At 72.3% G+C, this 13510-nt stretch carries 14 protein-coding genes and 2 pseudogenes; 5 read left to right on the forward strand and 11 right to left on the reverse strand.

The annotated features are described in order from the left end of the window. Positions 1-620 (reverse strand): maltotransferase domain-containing protein (locus tag ACFWBB_RS37595; RefSeq protein WP_385282173.1); only part of this gene is annotated, 620 nt, incomplete at its 3' end. 75 nt (positions 621-695) lie between these two features. Continuing rightward, positions 696-995 carry a DUF5133 domain-containing protein gene (locus ACFWBB_RS37600; protein ID WP_385282176.1) on the reverse strand — a complete coding sequence of 100 codons (300 nt, stop codon included), beginning with the start codon at positions 993-995 and terminating at the stop codon, positions 696-698. 295 nt (positions 996-1290) lie between these two features. Here ACFWBB_RS37600 and ACFWBB_RS37605 point away from each other — a divergent pair, with 295 nt between their 5' ends. Together ACFWBB_RS37605 and glgX are read left to right on the forward strand one after the other, a co-directional pair. Further along, positions 1291-1803, forward strand: coding sequence for a pep a2 (locus ACFWBB_RS37605; RefSeq protein ID WP_385282179.1), 513 nt, complete (start codon positions 1291-1293; stop codon positions 1801-1803). After that, positions 1800-3965 (forward strand): glycogen debranching protein GlgX, encoded by a 2166-nt coding sequence (gene glgX / locus ACFWBB_RS37610; RefSeq protein WP_385282182.1) that lies wholly within the window; start codon positions 1800-1802, stop codon positions 3963-3965. Before ACFWBB_RS37605 ends, glgX begins: the two co-directional genes overlap by 4 nt. 21 nt (positions 3966-3986) lie before the next feature. Here the strand turns inward: glgX and ACFWBB_RS37615 are convergent, their stop codons facing one another. Then, positions 3987-4790: a VOC family protein gene (locus ACFWBB_RS37615; RefSeq protein WP_385282184.1), complete on the reverse strand. Its 804-nt coding sequence runs from the start codon at positions 4788-4790 to the stop codon at positions 3987-3989. 474 nt (positions 4791-5264) lie between these two features. Further along, the gene (locus ACFWBB_RS37620; RefSeq protein WP_385282187.1) at positions 5265-6056 is read right to left on the reverse strand and encodes a SigB/SigF/SigG family RNA polymerase sigma factor; all 792 of its coding nucleotides are present in this window, start codon (positions 6054-6056) and stop codon (positions 5265-5267) included. Between the two features lie 288 nt (positions 6057-6344). Between ACFWBB_RS37620 and ACFWBB_RS37625 the strand changes: the two are divergent. From ACFWBB_RS37625 to ACFWBB_RS37635, 3 genes and pseudogenes are all read left to right on the forward strand, one after another. After that, positions 6345-6817 (forward strand): annotated as a pseudogene (locus tag ACFWBB_RS37625) (MarR family winged helix-turn-helix transcriptional regulator). Beyond that, complete coding sequence (locus ACFWBB_RS37630; protein WP_385282190.1) at positions 6814-7128, forward strand: hypothetical protein; 315 nt, start codon at positions 6814-6816, stop codon at positions 7126-7128. Before ACFWBB_RS37625 ends, ACFWBB_RS37630 begins: the two are co-directional and overlap by 4 nt. A 107-nt stretch (positions 7129-7235) precedes the next feature. Next, positions 7236-7757 carry a hypothetical protein gene (locus tag ACFWBB_RS37635; protein WP_385282193.1) on the forward strand — a complete coding sequence of 174 codons (522 nt, stop codon included), beginning with the start codon at positions 7236-7238 and terminating at the stop codon, positions 7755-7757. Between the two features lie 28 nt (positions 7758-7785). Here ACFWBB_RS37635 and hemC read toward each other — a convergent pair whose 3' ends face one another. The 7 genes and pseudogenes from hemC to ACFWBB_RS37670 all read right to left on the reverse strand — a co-directional run bounded on the left by hemC (position 7786) and on the right by ACFWBB_RS37670 (position 13421). After that, positions 7786-8721: a hydroxymethylbilane synthase gene (gene hemC / locus ACFWBB_RS37640; RefSeq protein WP_385282196.1), complete on the reverse strand. Its 936-nt coding sequence runs from the start codon at positions 8719-8721 to the stop codon at positions 7786-7788. A 127-nt stretch (positions 8722-8848) separates the two neighbouring features. Then, positions 8849-9316, reverse strand: coding sequence for a GNAT family N-acetyltransferase (locus ACFWBB_RS37645; protein WP_385282199.1), 468 nt, complete (start codon positions 9314-9316; stop codon positions 8849-8851). Continuing rightward, positions 9313-9603, reverse strand: a complete 291-nt coding sequence (locus ACFWBB_RS37650) for a hypothetical protein (protein WP_385282202.1) — start codon at positions 9601-9603, stop codon at positions 9313-9315. Before ACFWBB_RS37650 ends, ACFWBB_RS37645 begins: the two co-directional genes overlap by 4 nt. A 77-nt stretch (positions 9604-9680) precedes the next feature. Then, positions 9681-10457, reverse strand: a complete 777-nt coding sequence (locus ACFWBB_RS37655) for an NPP1 family protein (RefSeq protein WP_385282204.1) — start codon at positions 10455-10457, stop codon at positions 9681-9683. 154 nt (positions 10458-10611) lie between these two features. Continuing rightward, the gene (locus tag ACFWBB_RS37660; protein WP_385282251.1) at positions 10612-11568 is read right to left on the reverse strand and encodes an ATP-dependent DNA ligase; all 957 of its coding nucleotides are present in this window, start codon (positions 11566-11568) and stop codon (positions 10612-10614) included. Positions 11569-11684: 116 nt separating this feature from the next. Next, positions 11685-12088: pseudogene (locus ACFWBB_RS37665) on the reverse strand (response regulator transcription factor); the annotation flags it as partial. 133 nt (positions 12089-12221) lie between these two features. Next, positions 12222-13421 carry a histidine kinase gene (locus tag ACFWBB_RS37670; protein ID WP_385282207.1) on the reverse strand — a complete coding sequence of 400 codons (1200 nt, stop codon included), beginning with the start codon at positions 13419-13421 and terminating at the stop codon, positions 12222-12224. Positions 13422-13510: the final 89 nt, after the last annotated feature.

Below are 13510 nucleotides of genomic sequence, written 5' to 3' on the forward strand. Positions count from 1 at the left end.
AAGAACTCGTACCAGGCGCCGTACAGGGCGCGTTCGCGCTCGACGAGCAGCGGCAGCGGCTCGGAGGCGGTGACCAGTTCCCGCAACGGATGCCGGCCGAGGACGGCGTCCACCTCCGGGGCCAGGGCCGCCGCGTAGCGCTCGGCCACCGGAGCCGAGTCGTCGAGCAGCTTCTTCGCCGCAGCCCGCAGCAGGGCGCGCTCCGGTCCGCGCGGGGCGCGGGCGGCGGCCCGCTCGTACAACTGGCCGCCCTCCTCCAGAACCAGACCCGGGTCGATCCCCGCCGGGATCTTGATCCCCGCGTGGTGGCGCCAGGTGGCGATCGGGTCGCTCCAGGCCTCCACGGTGTACGTCCAGACGCCCATGGCCTCCAGGGTCACATCGGCTCCCCAGCGATCGCTGCCGGGAGCGAGCTCGCGCATCGGTGTCCAGGGCCCACGGCCGCCGTCCGGGTCCTTGAGGACCACGTTGGCGCCGACGGCGTCGTGACCCTCGCGAAACACCGTGGCGGAGATCCGCACCGTCTCCCCGGTCACGGCTTTCGCCGGCCGCCGGCCGCAATCGACCCGCGGTTCGACGTCCCGCACCGGGATTCGGCCGATCGCCCTGGTGGACTTCACCTTTGCACCTCCATTGACTGAAACTGGCTTTCGTTCGCCCGGTGTTGGGCGATCGGACCGCGCCGAGCCGGAGCGCTACGTCTCCGCCGGCAGGCGGGGGAGGGGCCGCGTCACGGTGAGCCGTGCGACGCCGTTCCTGAGGTTCGGTGCCCTGCGCTCCCGGCGGTGGGCGTCCGTACCGGCGCGCAGATACTGCTCGGCGGCGTCCGCGGCCTCCCGGGCGCAGCGTTTGCCCATCAGCACGCACAGCGTGTAGCCGCAGTCCTCGAAGGCGGCCCGCGCCGTGCGATCGTCGGGCCGCGCCAGCATGTCCCGCTCCCAGGCCCGGTAACTGCGCAGGGTTCTGGCGACTTCGGTCTTCGCTGGTTGCAGCATCGCGCTGGTCACCTTCCGGGAGTTCACGAGGTACGTCGCTCGAGGCGAGCGGGTCGGCCCTACCCACAGAGGCGCGAAATGCGTCCAACCTCCCGAGGCCTTCACTTATGGTGCACGGCGCATCACCCAACGTCCTGTTGGATCTTGGTTGTGGTGTGCTCGTGTTGCACGAATGGCGTAGCAGCCCCACTGTGGTTGTGACTCTGAAGCGATTACCGCTCACGCTTCGTAGTGGGAACTCTGGCCCGTCGGGCCGAGCAGGAGTGGGAGCCTCGCCGGTGAGGAGCGAACGACGATGAAGACAGCAGTCCCCTGCTACTACCACCTCGATGTGGACGTCAGTGCGGAACGGGTCGGACAGGTCAGGCGCATCCTGGCCGCCCACCTGCAGTGCTGGGACCTCGAGGCGCACGTCGAGACCGTCTGCCGCGGCACCGAGATGCTGCTGACGGCCATCGACGAACACGCCACGGACAAGCACACCTCGGTCGAGATGTGGTGGAACGGGCAACACCTGATCACGGCCGTCGGGGGCGCCGACCACCGGCTGCGTCCCGACCTGGACCTGCGGGTCTGTCTGGAGCGCATCGCGGCGATGAGCGACGGCTGGGGCTGCTGCGCCACCGACACCGGGAGCAAGGTCATCTGGTTCTCCCAGCGGGCCCGCTCCGGTGAGCGCGTCCCGCTGGTGCCGACCACGCCCGCGCCGGACCTGCGTGAGGTGCTCCAAGTGCCCCGCGAGCTGCCGGTGGCGGCGCTGGCCGCCCCGGCGGACGGGATGCGCGGCATTCTGGAGGCCGCCCGGTGACCTCACGGCCGAACCGGAAGGACCGGAAGGGCCGGAAGGCCGGGGTGCCCGCCTGGAGCGGGCGCCCCCTCCCACTGGGTGCCGACTTCGACGGACAGGGCACCAACTTCGCGCTGTTCAGCGAGGTCGCCGAGCGCGTCGACCTCATCCTCGTCGACGACGACGGCACCACCCGTGACGTCCCGCTGACCGAGGTCGACGGCTTCGTCTGGCACGGGTATCTGCCCGGGACCGGTCCCGGGCAGCGCTACGGCTTCCGGGTGCACGGGCCGTGGAACCCGCCCTCCGGCCACCGGTGCAACCCGGCCAAGTGGCTCCTGGACCCGTACGCGCGTGCCGTGGACGGCCAGATCGACAACCACGCCGCCCTCTTCGAGCGGGCCGGCGACCGCCCCGACCCTGCCGACAGCGCCGGACACACGCTGCTCGGAGTGGTCACCGACTCCGCCTTCGACTGGGGCGACGACGAGCCGCTGCGGCGCCCTTACGCCGAGACGGTGATCTACGAGGCCCATGTACGCGGTCTCACCCGCACCCACCCCGACGTCCCGCCCGCCCTGCGGGGCACCTACGCCGGCCTCGCGCACCCCGCGGTGACCGAGCACCTCACCTCGCTGGGTGTGACGGCGATCGAGCTGATGCCCGTGCACCAGTACGTGCAGGACGGCGTGCTGACGGACCGGGGCCTGTCCAACTACTGGGGCTACAACACCATCGGCTTCTTCGCCCCGCACAACGCCTACGCCGCCCACGGCACTCGCGGCGAGCAGGTCACCGAGTTCAAGGCCATGGTGAAGGCGCTGCACGAGGCCGGCCTGGAAGTGATCCTCGACGTCGTCTACAACCACACCGCCGAGGGCAACGAGATGGGCCCCACCCTCTCCTTCCGGGGCATCGACAACGCCTCCTACTACCGGCTGGTGGACGGTGACTGGTCGCACTACTACGACACCACCGGCACCGGCAACAGCCTGCTCATGCGGCACCCGCACGTCCTTCAGCTGATCATGGACTCGCTGCGGTACTGGGTGACGGAGATGCATGTCGACGGCTTCCGATTCGACCTGGCGGCCACACTCGCCCGCCAGTTCCACGAGGTGGACCGGCTGTCCGCGTTCTTCGACCTCATCCAGCAGGACCCCGTGATCAGCCGCGTCAAGCTGATCGCCGAGCCGTGGGACGTCGGCGAGGGCGGCTACCAGGTGGGCAACTTCCCGCCGCTGTGGTCGGAGTGGAACGGCCCCTACCGCGACGCCGTACGCGACTTCTGGCGGTCGGAACCCGGCTCGCTGGGCGAGTTCGCCTCCCGGCTGACCGGTTCCTCGGACCTGTACGCCCGCAGCGGGCGCCGCCCGCGTGCCGGCGTCAACTTCGTCACCGCACACGACGGGTTCACCCTGCGTGACCTCGTCTCGTACAACGACAAGCACAACGAGGCCAACGGCGAGGGCAACCGGGACGGCGAGAGCACGAACCGTTCCTGGAACTGCGGGACCGAGGGCCCCACCGAGCGCCCCGCGGTACTCGAACTGCGGGCCCGGCAACAGCGCAACCTGCTCGCCACGCTGCTGCTCTCGCAGGGCATCCCCATGATCGGCCACGGCGACGAACTCGGCCGCACCCAGCGCGGCAACAACAACGCCTACTGCCAGGACAGCGAAGTCTCCTGGGTCGACTGGCGGTTGACCGACGAGCAACGTGGCCTCACGGACTTCTGCCGCCGTCTGGTCGCCCTGCGCGCCGCCCATCCCGTGCTGCGCCGGCGCCGCTTCTTCCGGGGAGAGACCGTCAGACACGCGGGGCAGCCGCTGCCCGACCTGGTCTGGCTGCGTCCGGACGCGAGCGAGATGACGGACCGCGACTGGCAGCGCGCCGACGCACACAGCGTGGGCGTCTTCCTCAACGGCGACGCCATCGCCGAACCCGACCCGCGCGGCCGGCCCGTGGTGGACGACTCGTTCCTGCTGCTGTTCAACAGCTACTGGGAACCCGTCGTCTTCCGGCTGCCCGGCGCCGCGTACGGCGAGCGCTGGACGGTGTGCGCGGACACCGTGGAGCCCGACGGCGGTCCGGACGAGACGGAGTGCAAGGCGGGCGCGCAGGTCACGCTCGAGGCCCGCAGCCTGATCGTGCTGTCACGGCCCCCACGCCGTTCGAAGTGAGACCGGGCGGCCCGGAGGGGCTCAGCGCTGCCGGTGCGAGGTCACCGTGAACTGGGCGCCGTCCGGGTCGCGCAGCACGGCCTCGCGGGCGGTCTCGAACAGCACGCTGCCGCCGTGCTTCTCCGCCGCCCGGGCGCACGACGTCACGTCCGCGACGGCGAAGTGGACCTGCCAGTGCGGACGGATCGTGGGGTCGGGCGCCGCCTCCAGCGCGCCCGACTCGATCCGGGCGACGACATCGCCCCGGCTGCGCAGCACGACCTCGCCGCGCTCGTAGTGGACCTCGACACTGCCGGGACGGTCCGTGGCCCAGTCGAGCAGCTCGCCGTAGAAGATGGCGGAGTCGAAGGCGTCACGGGTGTGCAGCCTGATGAAGGCGGGCGCCGCCTGCCGCCAGGCCTCCCAGTTGCCGATCAGTTCCCCCTCCCAGATGCCGAAGGTCGCGCCGTCGCGGTCGGCCAGCAGCGCCGCCCGGCCGGGCTGGAGCGAGATGGGGCCCACGGCCACGGTCCCGCCGCGCTCCCGGGCTCGGGACGCGGCGTCGTCCGCGCTCGGTACCGCGAAGTACGGAGTCCAGGCGACCGCCATCTGCCACATCGAGGCGACGGCGGCGATTCCGGCGACCGGGACGCTGCCGACCAGGGCCGTACGGAAGTGGTCGCCCAGCAGGCCCCGGCGCCACTCCCAGCCCAGCACGGCCCAGTAGAAGTCCTGCGTGGCGTCCAGGTCGCGACTGGTCAGACTCACCCAGCAGGGCGCACCGAACACGGAGTCCGTGGAGACGGATCCGCGTGCACCGGGGGCGGATGTCGGGCGATGGTTCATGGCACTCGCGTTCCTGGTCTGTGGCCGGCGGGCGGGGCTACCACCAGTGTCCGGCCGGAACCGTCCCGGGCGCCTGCCGAGTCACCCGGTTGGAGCGATGGAGCGATGGATCGCTGACTCGAGTACCGCACGGAACCCGTGACGAAACGGCTCGGATCGTCGCCCTCCAGGAGTAGGTCGATCAGGAGGCCGATCAGGAGGCCGACCAGCTGAAGAGGGCGGTCGCGTCCCACGCCGTGGGGGACCGGGCGATCGGCGTGGTGGTCGCGCCGGGGCGGGTGTCGCCGACCGGGGCCGGCTCGTGCCGAGAGAGGTCTCGCGGCACACCGACGTCAGGCCGCGCGGCGTCGCCGAACCGATCCTCGTCCGGGGCGCATCGGCGAGGCGCCCGAGGAGATCGGCGCGCGACTGGAGGACTTCCTGGACCGGCACGGCCCCGTCCGGATTCCGGGCGCGTCCCCTCTGCCGTGCGGGTCACTTCGCCTCGGCGGCGATCTCCTCGCGCAGTCGTGCGAAGCAACTGCTGAGCAGCCGTGAGACGTGCATCTGCGAGATGCCCAGTTCCTCCGCTATCCGGCTCTGCGTCATGCCCGCGAAGAACCGCAGGTACAGGATGGTCCGTTCGCGTTCCGGCAGGGCCCTGAGGCAGGGCGCCACGGCCACCCGGTCGACAACGGTGTCGTAGCCCGGGTCGGGGTCGCCGAGGGCGTCCTCGAGGGCATAGCCGTCGGTGCCGGGCAGTTCGGCCTCCAGGGACAGTGCGGAGAAGCACTCCAGCGCCTCCGCCCCGGTGCGCACCTCGTCCTCGGTCAGCTGCGCGTACGCGGCGATCTCGGCGAAGGTCGGCGGCCGGCCCCGAGTCGTCTGCGACAGTTCCTTCGCGGCGCTGCGGACCCGGTTGCGCAGGTCCTGGACCCGCCGCGGTACATGCAGGGTCCACATGTGGTCGCGGAAATGCCGCTTGATCTCGCCGGTGATCGTCGGTACCGCGTACGCCTCGAAGGCGCGGCCGCGCTCCGGGTCGTAGTGATCGACGGCCTTGACGAGTCCCAGGGCGGCGACCTGGTACAGGTCCTCGAGATTCTCGCCGCGCCCCCGGAAACGGACGGCGATCCGCTCGGCCATGGGCAGCCAGAGCCGGATCAGTTCGTCCTTGAGCGCCTGGCGCTCCGGACCGTCGGACAGACCGGCGAGCCGTACGAAGGACTCGCCCGTGTCCGGGGCGTCGTCGTGGGGATGCTGCTTGGTTCTGACGGTGCTACGCATCACGAGCGCCTTCCCCAGGAGGGAGCCGATGGGAGGCTCGGACACCGTGGGACTCGCGCACTCCGGCTGACGGGAGAGCACCCGGGACCGGCCGCTCTGCGGGATCCCACGGACGTGCCTCCTGTCCGAAGCACCCCTACCGAATTCCCGTGATGGCGGCACTTGAAACACTTTTTCCCTTTTGTTCCGCGTTGCTCTTGACTTCCGGTGGCGTCCCCGGCGTCCCTCGGTGCCCCTTGGGCTTCCCCTCGGGGTGGTTACCTCTGATGCAGGGGTAATCCCGGTCGCGTGGACCAGGAGACGGCGGAGGACCAGGGGACGTTGCCGGAAGAGCTCGCGGACGCGCTCGTCGGCGTCCAGCGACTGCTCGGACGGCGGCTGCGGGCGGTCTGACCGTGCCGCGGCTGCGCGGCGCCGAGGCCGAGCTGCTGCGCCTCGTCGAGGCACGGCCCGGCATCGGCGTCTCGGACGCGGCCAGGGAGCTGTACCTGGCGGGCAACTCCGTCTCGACCCTCGTCGACCAGCTGGTCAAGGACGGATACCTGGTCCGCGAGACCGACCCCGCAGACCGGCGCGTCGCCCGGCTGCTGCTCACCGGGGCGGCCGTGGCCCGGCTGCGGGCCTGGCGGGAGCGGCGCGCCGCACTCGTCGGCCGGCAGGTCGCCCGACTCGACGCCGCCGAGCGGGACGCCCTGCGCGCGGCGCTCCCGGCCCTGCGCGCACTCGCCGTCACCCTGCGCGAGGAGGCCGAGGAGTCATGACGAGCGACAGCGGCACGGACCCCGTCGCCTGCACCCGGCTCGCCCGGGCCGTCAGCGAGGTCACCCCGCTCGGCTGTGCGGTGGACGCGCTGCGGGGCTGCTCCTCGGCGCGCCCGCGCACCTCGCCCTCGACTTCGGGGCGCTGGTCGTGGCCGCCGCGTTCGGCTCACCACGGCCTCCGCACTGCTGGGCCGGCCGGCCCGCTGATCTTGTCGGGGAACGTGCCGGGACGGTTCGGGGACGTGATGTGCGGCACGCCTCCGGCAAGCCTTTCGCGCTCCCTCGGCGGATTCTGCCTGCGCACGGCTTGATCGGCGATCAAAAGGGATGAATTCCCTGGCCACAGCGCATTCCGCTCATTTGACAGTGCGATCGGCACACGGATAGGAAGCAGCCGGTAGAAGTCGAGAGGTGGACTGTGTACGAGCCGAACGTGGTCGGGGACTGGCACGAGTACGACGAGTATGCCGGTCTGCGGGTCCGCGTCCACCGCCTGGAGCAGAGTGAGCCGCCCAGGGGACGCGACGACGCCGCCGAGGGGCTGACGTACTTCTGCCTGCGGGTGACCGTCGAGAACCGGGGTGCCAAGCACTCCACCATCCACCTCGAGGACGGCCAGATCGACGTGCGGCTGGGCCCCGAGGGCGAGAGCGCGTTCATCGACTGGCGCAACTCGCAGTTCATCGAGGGCTTCGACGTCTACCCGCTGCGCCGGGCCACCGCCGTCCTGTACGCGGCGGGAGCCGAGGCGTCACTCGGCCAGGTGGACGTCCAGATCCAAATGCGGGTCGACGACGACTGGGCCGACCGCCGACTGTGGACGGGCGGCGTCGGGCTGGCCGAGGGATCCGGCGGCGCCCCGGTCGGCGCCGGACGCGACAGCCTGGCCCGCCAGGTGAGCAACTTCCTGCGCGACCAGGCCGAAGAGGGCAGCGCCTGACGGGTGCCGCGCGCTCCCCGGCGGGTGGTCAGTGCGGGATGCCGTCGATGATCTCGCGTGCGCCCTGCCGCAGCAGCGCCACCGCCACCGATGTGCCGAGCGTCGCCGGGTCGAGCCGGCCGGCCCACTCGTGGGCGTTCAGCCGGGTCTTGCCGTCCGGGGTGAACACGCAGGCCCGCAGGGACAGTTCGCCGCCGCGGTCGACGTGCGCGAAGCCGGCGATCGGGCTGTTGCAGTGGCCCTGGAGCACGTGCAGGAACATGCGTTCCGCCGTGGCCTCCCGGTGGGTGGCCGGATCGCCGAGTCCGCTGACGGCGTCGATGACGTCGGTGTCGCCCTCGCGGCACTGGAGGGCGAGGACGCCCGCGCCGATCGGCGGCATCATCGTCTCCGGCGACAGCACCTCGCTGATGACGTCCCGCCGGTCGATGCGCTCCAGGCCGGACACGGCGAGCAGCAGCGCGTCCGCCTCGCCCGCCGCCAGCTTCTCCAGCCGCCGGTTGGCGTTGCCGCGGAACGGCACGCACTCCAGGTGGGGATGGGTGGCGGCGAGCTGGGCGACCCGGCGCACCGAGGAGGTGCCGATGCGTGTCCCGGCAGGCAGCTCGTCCAGGGTGCGGCCGCCCGGGTGCACGAGGGCGTCCCGGATGTCGTCCCGCTTCAGGAACGCGGCGAACACCGTGCCCGCGGGCAGCGGCCGGTCCGCCGGAACGTCCTTGACGCAGTGCACCGCGAGATCCGCCGCACCGGCCAGCAGCGCCGCGTCGACCTCCTTGGTGAACGCGCCCTTGCCCTCGACCTTGGACAGGTCGCCCATCCACTTGTCGCCCGTCGTCTTCACGGGCACGACCTCGGTGCGCACACCGGGATGCAGGACGGCCAACTCCGAGCGCACGCGCTCCACTTGGGCCAGTGCCATGGGCGAGTCGCGGGAGACGATACGGATCAGTTCCGGAACGGACATGCGGGACACGATAGACCCTCCGGGGCCGTGCGCCGTGCCGCTCGGCGGTTTCGGCCACGGGGGGACAGCCCGCCGGCGCCGGTCTCCCGGACAGGCGGACGAGTGGCGGGCGCCCGGTCCTTCGTCGTCAGGGAGTCGCTCTGAGGCTGAAGCGCCGCTTGTCGGTGCCGAGGGCGCCGAGCCGGGCGTAGAAGCGGATCGCGCCCTCGTTCCAGGCGGGGGTCTGCCACTGCACCTCGCTCAGGCCCAGACTCCGGGCCTGTGCCGCCACGGCGTCCATCAGCAGGGCGCCCAGGCCCAGACCGCGGTGGCCGGGGACGAGGAACAGACAGTCCATGAGGAGATACTCGCGGCACTCCCAGGTGGAGAGCTCGGGCGAGCAGGTCGCGTAGCCGACGACCTCGCCGTCGGGCAGTTCGGCGACCAGGCAGTACAGCCGGGGCGTCGGGGTGTCGAAGAGGAGCACGGCCAGACGCTTCGCGAGGTCGGGCACGGGCGGGGCGGCGCGCTCGTACTCCGCGTGCTGCGCGGCGAGTTCGGCGACGCGCGGCAGATCGGACCGCTCGGCGTGCCGGACCCGTGCGACGGCGGTCACCGGACGTCTCCGTCCACGGTGCCGCCCGCGTGCACCGCTACGACGGCCAGGCCGAGGCAGCCCCGCGGTGCCCCGAGTTCCGGGTGGCCGGCGGCGAGTCGTAGCGACTCCCGGGCGGCCGGCTCCCGCGCCGTACGCCCCGGCGCCTCGAGCGGGTCCGCCTTGAGCAGGTGTCCCGCGACCCCCCGGGCGCCCAACGGCCGGGCGGCTCGGGCGTGATGACCCTCGGCGAGGGCGAGCAGCTCCTTCGCCGACACGGCCGGCGGCAGTTCGTCGAGAAGATCCATCCGGACATCATGGAGGGTGGGTGCGCCGCCGTCCACGGTCGGGGAGCGCGGACCCGAGCGTGGACGGCGGCCGTGGCTCACGCGGCGGGGTCGAAGGCGATCCCGGACGGCTTCGCCGACGACAGGTGGTTGGTGAAGTTGGCGTCCTTCAGACCGAAGTTGGCGCTGCCGAAGTCGTAGGCGCTCAACTTGTCGCGCAGGCCCGCCGGGTAGCCGTTCCAGCCGACCAGCGGCGGGTACTGCCAGGTGCCCTTGTCGTTCTCCGGCGGCTCGTCGTTGGTGTTCGCCAGCCGGAAGCAGTGCGTGCGGATGCCGTCCTTGTGGTAGACGATCTTCGCGTGCGTGCCGTCGAAGCGGACGCCGGAGGCCGCGGTCACGGTGAACGAGCCGTGGTTGGACGTCGAGACGTACTGGATCTGGCCGTTCTGCACCCAGATCACGACGTGCTCCCAGTCGTGCCGGTGCCCGCCGATGCTGCTGCCCGCCACGGCCTGGTCCTTCTCGAAGTACAGGCCGTACATGTAGGCGCACCAGCCGTTGTTGCACTTGTAGCGCGAGTAGCTGTTGGTGTTGTCCAGGTCGGAGGCGTCCCGGCAACTGCCGTTGAGGGCACCGGTGGGGTTCAGACCCCCGTTTATCGTGCCGTCGGGGCCGATGGCGGGAGTGGAGTAGCAGCCGTCCGTGTCGTAGTCGAACGCGGGCTGGTAGGTCAGCTCGGCGGCTTCGGCGTTGGACGGCAGGGCCGTCGGCGGCGCGGCGAAGGCCGCCGACGGGAAGGCGACGACGAGGGCGGCGGCACCGGCGAACCCGGTGAGCCACCTCCTGCGGTGGGCCTTGAACTTCGGTGACGACACTGCGTCCTCCTCGGGGTCCGGGCGCAGCCGAACGGCTGGGTGGGGAGAGGGAGTTGAAAAGCAGCTCAGCTTCCCCGGTTTTCCCTCGCGCGCCAAGAGGTCGCAGACGTATCCGTGGTGAAGCACAGCCCAATACTTGGCTGCTGAGGTGGGGTCAGGCGGAAATGTCCGGGAGGTCCGCCGCCGACTCCTCGGGCGTCAGGTCAGGACGCAGCCGGAGCCAGGACGGCTGGCGCAGCAGCCCCGCCCGGGTCCGTGTGCTGTAGCGGACCTCGCCGACCAGCCGGGGCACGACCCATCGCGCGCCCGGCGCCTGCGGTACGGCGTCGAAGGGGCAGGCGTCGGTCGCGGCCGCCCGCAGGAGGGCCGCGAGTTCGACCCGCTCGGCCTCGCTCCAGCCGGTGCCCACACCGCCGACGTACCGCAGGCCGGTCGTGGCCCGCTGCCCCACCAGGACTGCGCCGGGCAGCCCGGTCAGCCGCCCCTTGCCGGGCAGCCAGCCGCCGACCAGGACGTCCGCGACACGCATGTTCCGGATCTTGATCCAGGCGCGGGAGCGCACCCCCGGCTCGTAGGCCGCGTCCAGGCGCTTGCAGACCAGCCCTTCCAGGCCGTGGGCGCGGGTCGCCTCCAGGGCCTCCCGCCCGTGTCCGACCAGGGCGCCCGGCGTGGACCAGAACGGGCCCTCCAGCGCCAGCGCCTCCAGTTCGGCCCTGCGCCGCGTGTAGGACAGCGGGAGGAGGGACCGCCCGTCGAGATGCATCACGTCGAACAGGACGAGGTGGACGGGTGCCGTCGCCGCCAGCCGTGCGGCCCTGCCCGGTGCCTGGACCAGGCCCATCCGGGACTGGAGCAGTTGGAAGTCGGCCCTGCCCTCTTCGTCCAGGGCGAGGATCTCGCCGTCCAGCACGGCCGGTGCGGTGCCCAGCGCGCCGCCCAGCGCGCGCAGCTCGGGATAGGCGCCGGTGATGTCCTCCCCGGAACGGGCGCGCAGGGTGATGCTCCCGTCCCCGGCGAGATACACCACGGCCCGCTGCCCGTCCTGCTTGGTCTCGTAGGCCCAGCGCGCGTCCTGGGCGACGGACGGCAGCCGGCCCGGGGTGGCGAGCATGGGGGCGATGAGGGGGAGGGGCACGGGTGAGTTGTGGACGCGGCGGAACCGGCGCACGCGGAACAGACCGTGGTTTCGCCTGAACGGAGCTGTCCCGACGCTCGCGGTCGGTGCTCGTCCGGCGGTGGCGCGGGCACCCGGACCAGCCCCGACCGGTAAGCGATGACGACCAGCGGGGCGCGTTCCCGGGCGCCGAGTTTCGTCATGGGCGCGGTGGACGTGGGTGCGGACCGTCAGAGGGCTGACGAAGAGCTTGGTCGGCGATCTCCTCGTCGGAGCTGCCCTCGGCCACCTGGGCCATCACCTCGCGCTCGCGGGTGGTGAGCCCGGCGAGGCCGCCGGGGTTGCCGAGGCGGGCGCCCTCCGCGGGGGAGGCGAGGAAACGTGCGATCAGGGAGCGGGTGGCGAGCGGGGAGAGCGGCGACTCGCCGGCGGTGACGGTACGGATCCCGTCGAGGAGTGCGCCGGCGGTGACGTCCTTGCCGAGGAAGCCGCTCGCGCCGGCCCGCGGTGCCCGGGCGATACGGTGGCCCGTTTTCCGGGAGGCGGGAAGCGCGGTCGTCCGGGTGGGGGCTGCTGTCGGGCCGGTCTGCGTGCGGGACGACGGTGGGCGTCGCTGTGTCCCCGGTACGGCGGGCGGGCCCGGTCGGCGTTCACCACACGCACGGCAGCTCCACCTCGATCGCCGTCGGGCCGCCCACCGGGCTTGTCACCCGCAGCGTCCCGTCGAGCGCGGCGACCCGGCGCCGCATGCCCAGCAGCCCCGATCCGGCGCTCTCGTCGACGCCGCCGCACCCCTCGTCGCGCACCCGCACGCTCAGCCCGGTCCGGGACCGGGCCAGCACAACCTCGGCCCGGTCGGACCCGCTGTACTTGGCGGCATTGGTCAGCGCCTCGGCGATCACGAAGTAGGCGGCCGCCTCCACCGCGGCCGGCGCCCGGGGCTCGTCCGGGAACCGGTCCGTCCGCGCGGTCACCCGCAGCCCTCCCCAGTCCCCGGCTCCGCTCTCGGCTCCGGTCGGTCGCGGGGATCCGTACCTGGCCGCCAGCGCTCGTACGGCTCCCGCGAGTCCCCGGTCGGTGAGGATCGGCGGATGGATGGCACGCACCACGTGCCGCAGCTCCGTCAGCGCCTCCTCGGCCTGCTCCTGCGCGTCGGTGAGCAGCTTGCGCGCCGCTTCGGGGTCGGCCCCGTACGCCCGCTGGGCCAGCCCGATCCGCATCGACAGCGCGACCAGCCGCGCCTGGGCGCCGTCGTGCAGGTCCCGTTCGATCCGGCGCAGTTCGGCGCCGTGCGCGGCGACCGCGTCCGCCCGGGTCGCGGTGAGCTGCTCCACCCGCCGGGCCAGCAGCGCCTCGGGGGAGGGTCTGAGCAGGGCGGCCGACCAGCCCGCCTCGAGGTCGGCGAGCCGGACGATCAACGGCAGGACCAGCGCCTTGCGGCCCAGCAGCCCGCTCCACACCCCGTCGACGAGGAGACCCGCCGGCCACAGCGGCAGCATGAGCACCGTCAGCCAGCCGTAGGCGTAGTGGGCCACCAGCCAGCGCGTGTCGGTGAGTGTCCCGGGGTCCCGGAGGGCCGTCCGCAGTCGCTCGCGCAGTGGTCCGGTGACCGGTCGGTACGCCGCCGGGATCTCCCGGCCGGTCCAGGACGCCGTCAGCTGCCGTTTGGCCCCGGCGATCCGGCGGATCAGGAGCACGGTCTCGGGCAGCAGCCAGACCCCCGCCACGGCGACCGTGCCGGTGGCGGCGATCAGCAGGACGGTGATGAAGAGGTACGCCCCGAAGGCCATGGCGGCGGCCAGGAAGAGGTGAACCGTGGCCCGCGCCGCCTGTCGCAGAGTCGCGCGCATGGATGCCGTTCCTTCGTGAAGAGCAGCGGGGGAGCCGGTGGGAGTGGGGAAGTGGTGAAGTGGGGGAGGGCACGGTCCGCCGGCCGGGG

This window comes from Streptomyces sp. NPDC060000 (genome assembly GCF_042737375.1).
GTDB lineage: Bacteria > Actinomycetota > Actinomycetes > Streptomycetales > Streptomycetaceae > Streptomyces.

Coding starts and splice junctions, on each gene's coding strand:
- ACFWBB_RS37600 (WP_385282176.1), bottom strand. CDS start 995: ATGCTGCAACCAGCGAAGACCGAAGTCGCCAGAACCCTGCGCAGTTAC.
- ACFWBB_RS37605 (WP_385282179.1), top strand. CDS start 1,291: ATGAAGACAGCAGTCCCCTGCTACTACCACCTCGATGTGGACGTCAGT.
- ACFWBB_RS37615 (WP_385282184.1), bottom strand. CDS start 4,790: ATGAACCATCGCCCGACATCCGCCCCCGGTGCACGCGGATCCGTCTCC.
- ACFWBB_RS37620 (WP_385282187.1), bottom strand. CDS start 6,056: ATGCGTAGCACCGTCAGAACCAAGCAGCATCCCCACGACGACGCCCCG.
- ACFWBB_RS37630 (WP_385282190.1), top strand. CDS start 6,814: ATGACGAGCGACAGCGGCACGGACCCCGTCGCCTGCACCCGGCTCGCC.
- hemC (WP_385282196.1), bottom strand. CDS start 8,721: ATGTCCGTTCCGGAACTGATCCGTATCGTCTCCCGCGACTCGCCCATG.
- ACFWBB_RS37650 (WP_385282202.1), bottom strand. CDS start 9,603: ATGGATCTTCTCGACGAACTGCCGCCGGCCGTGTCGGCGAAGGAGCTG.
- ACFWBB_RS37660 (WP_385282251.1), bottom strand. CDS start 11,568: ATGCTCGCCACCCCGGGCCGGCTGCCGTCCGTCGCCCAGGACGCGCGC.
- ACFWBB_RS37670 (WP_385282207.1), bottom strand. CDS start 13,421: ATGCGCGCGACTCTGCGACAGGCGGCGCGGGCCACGGTTCACCTCTTC.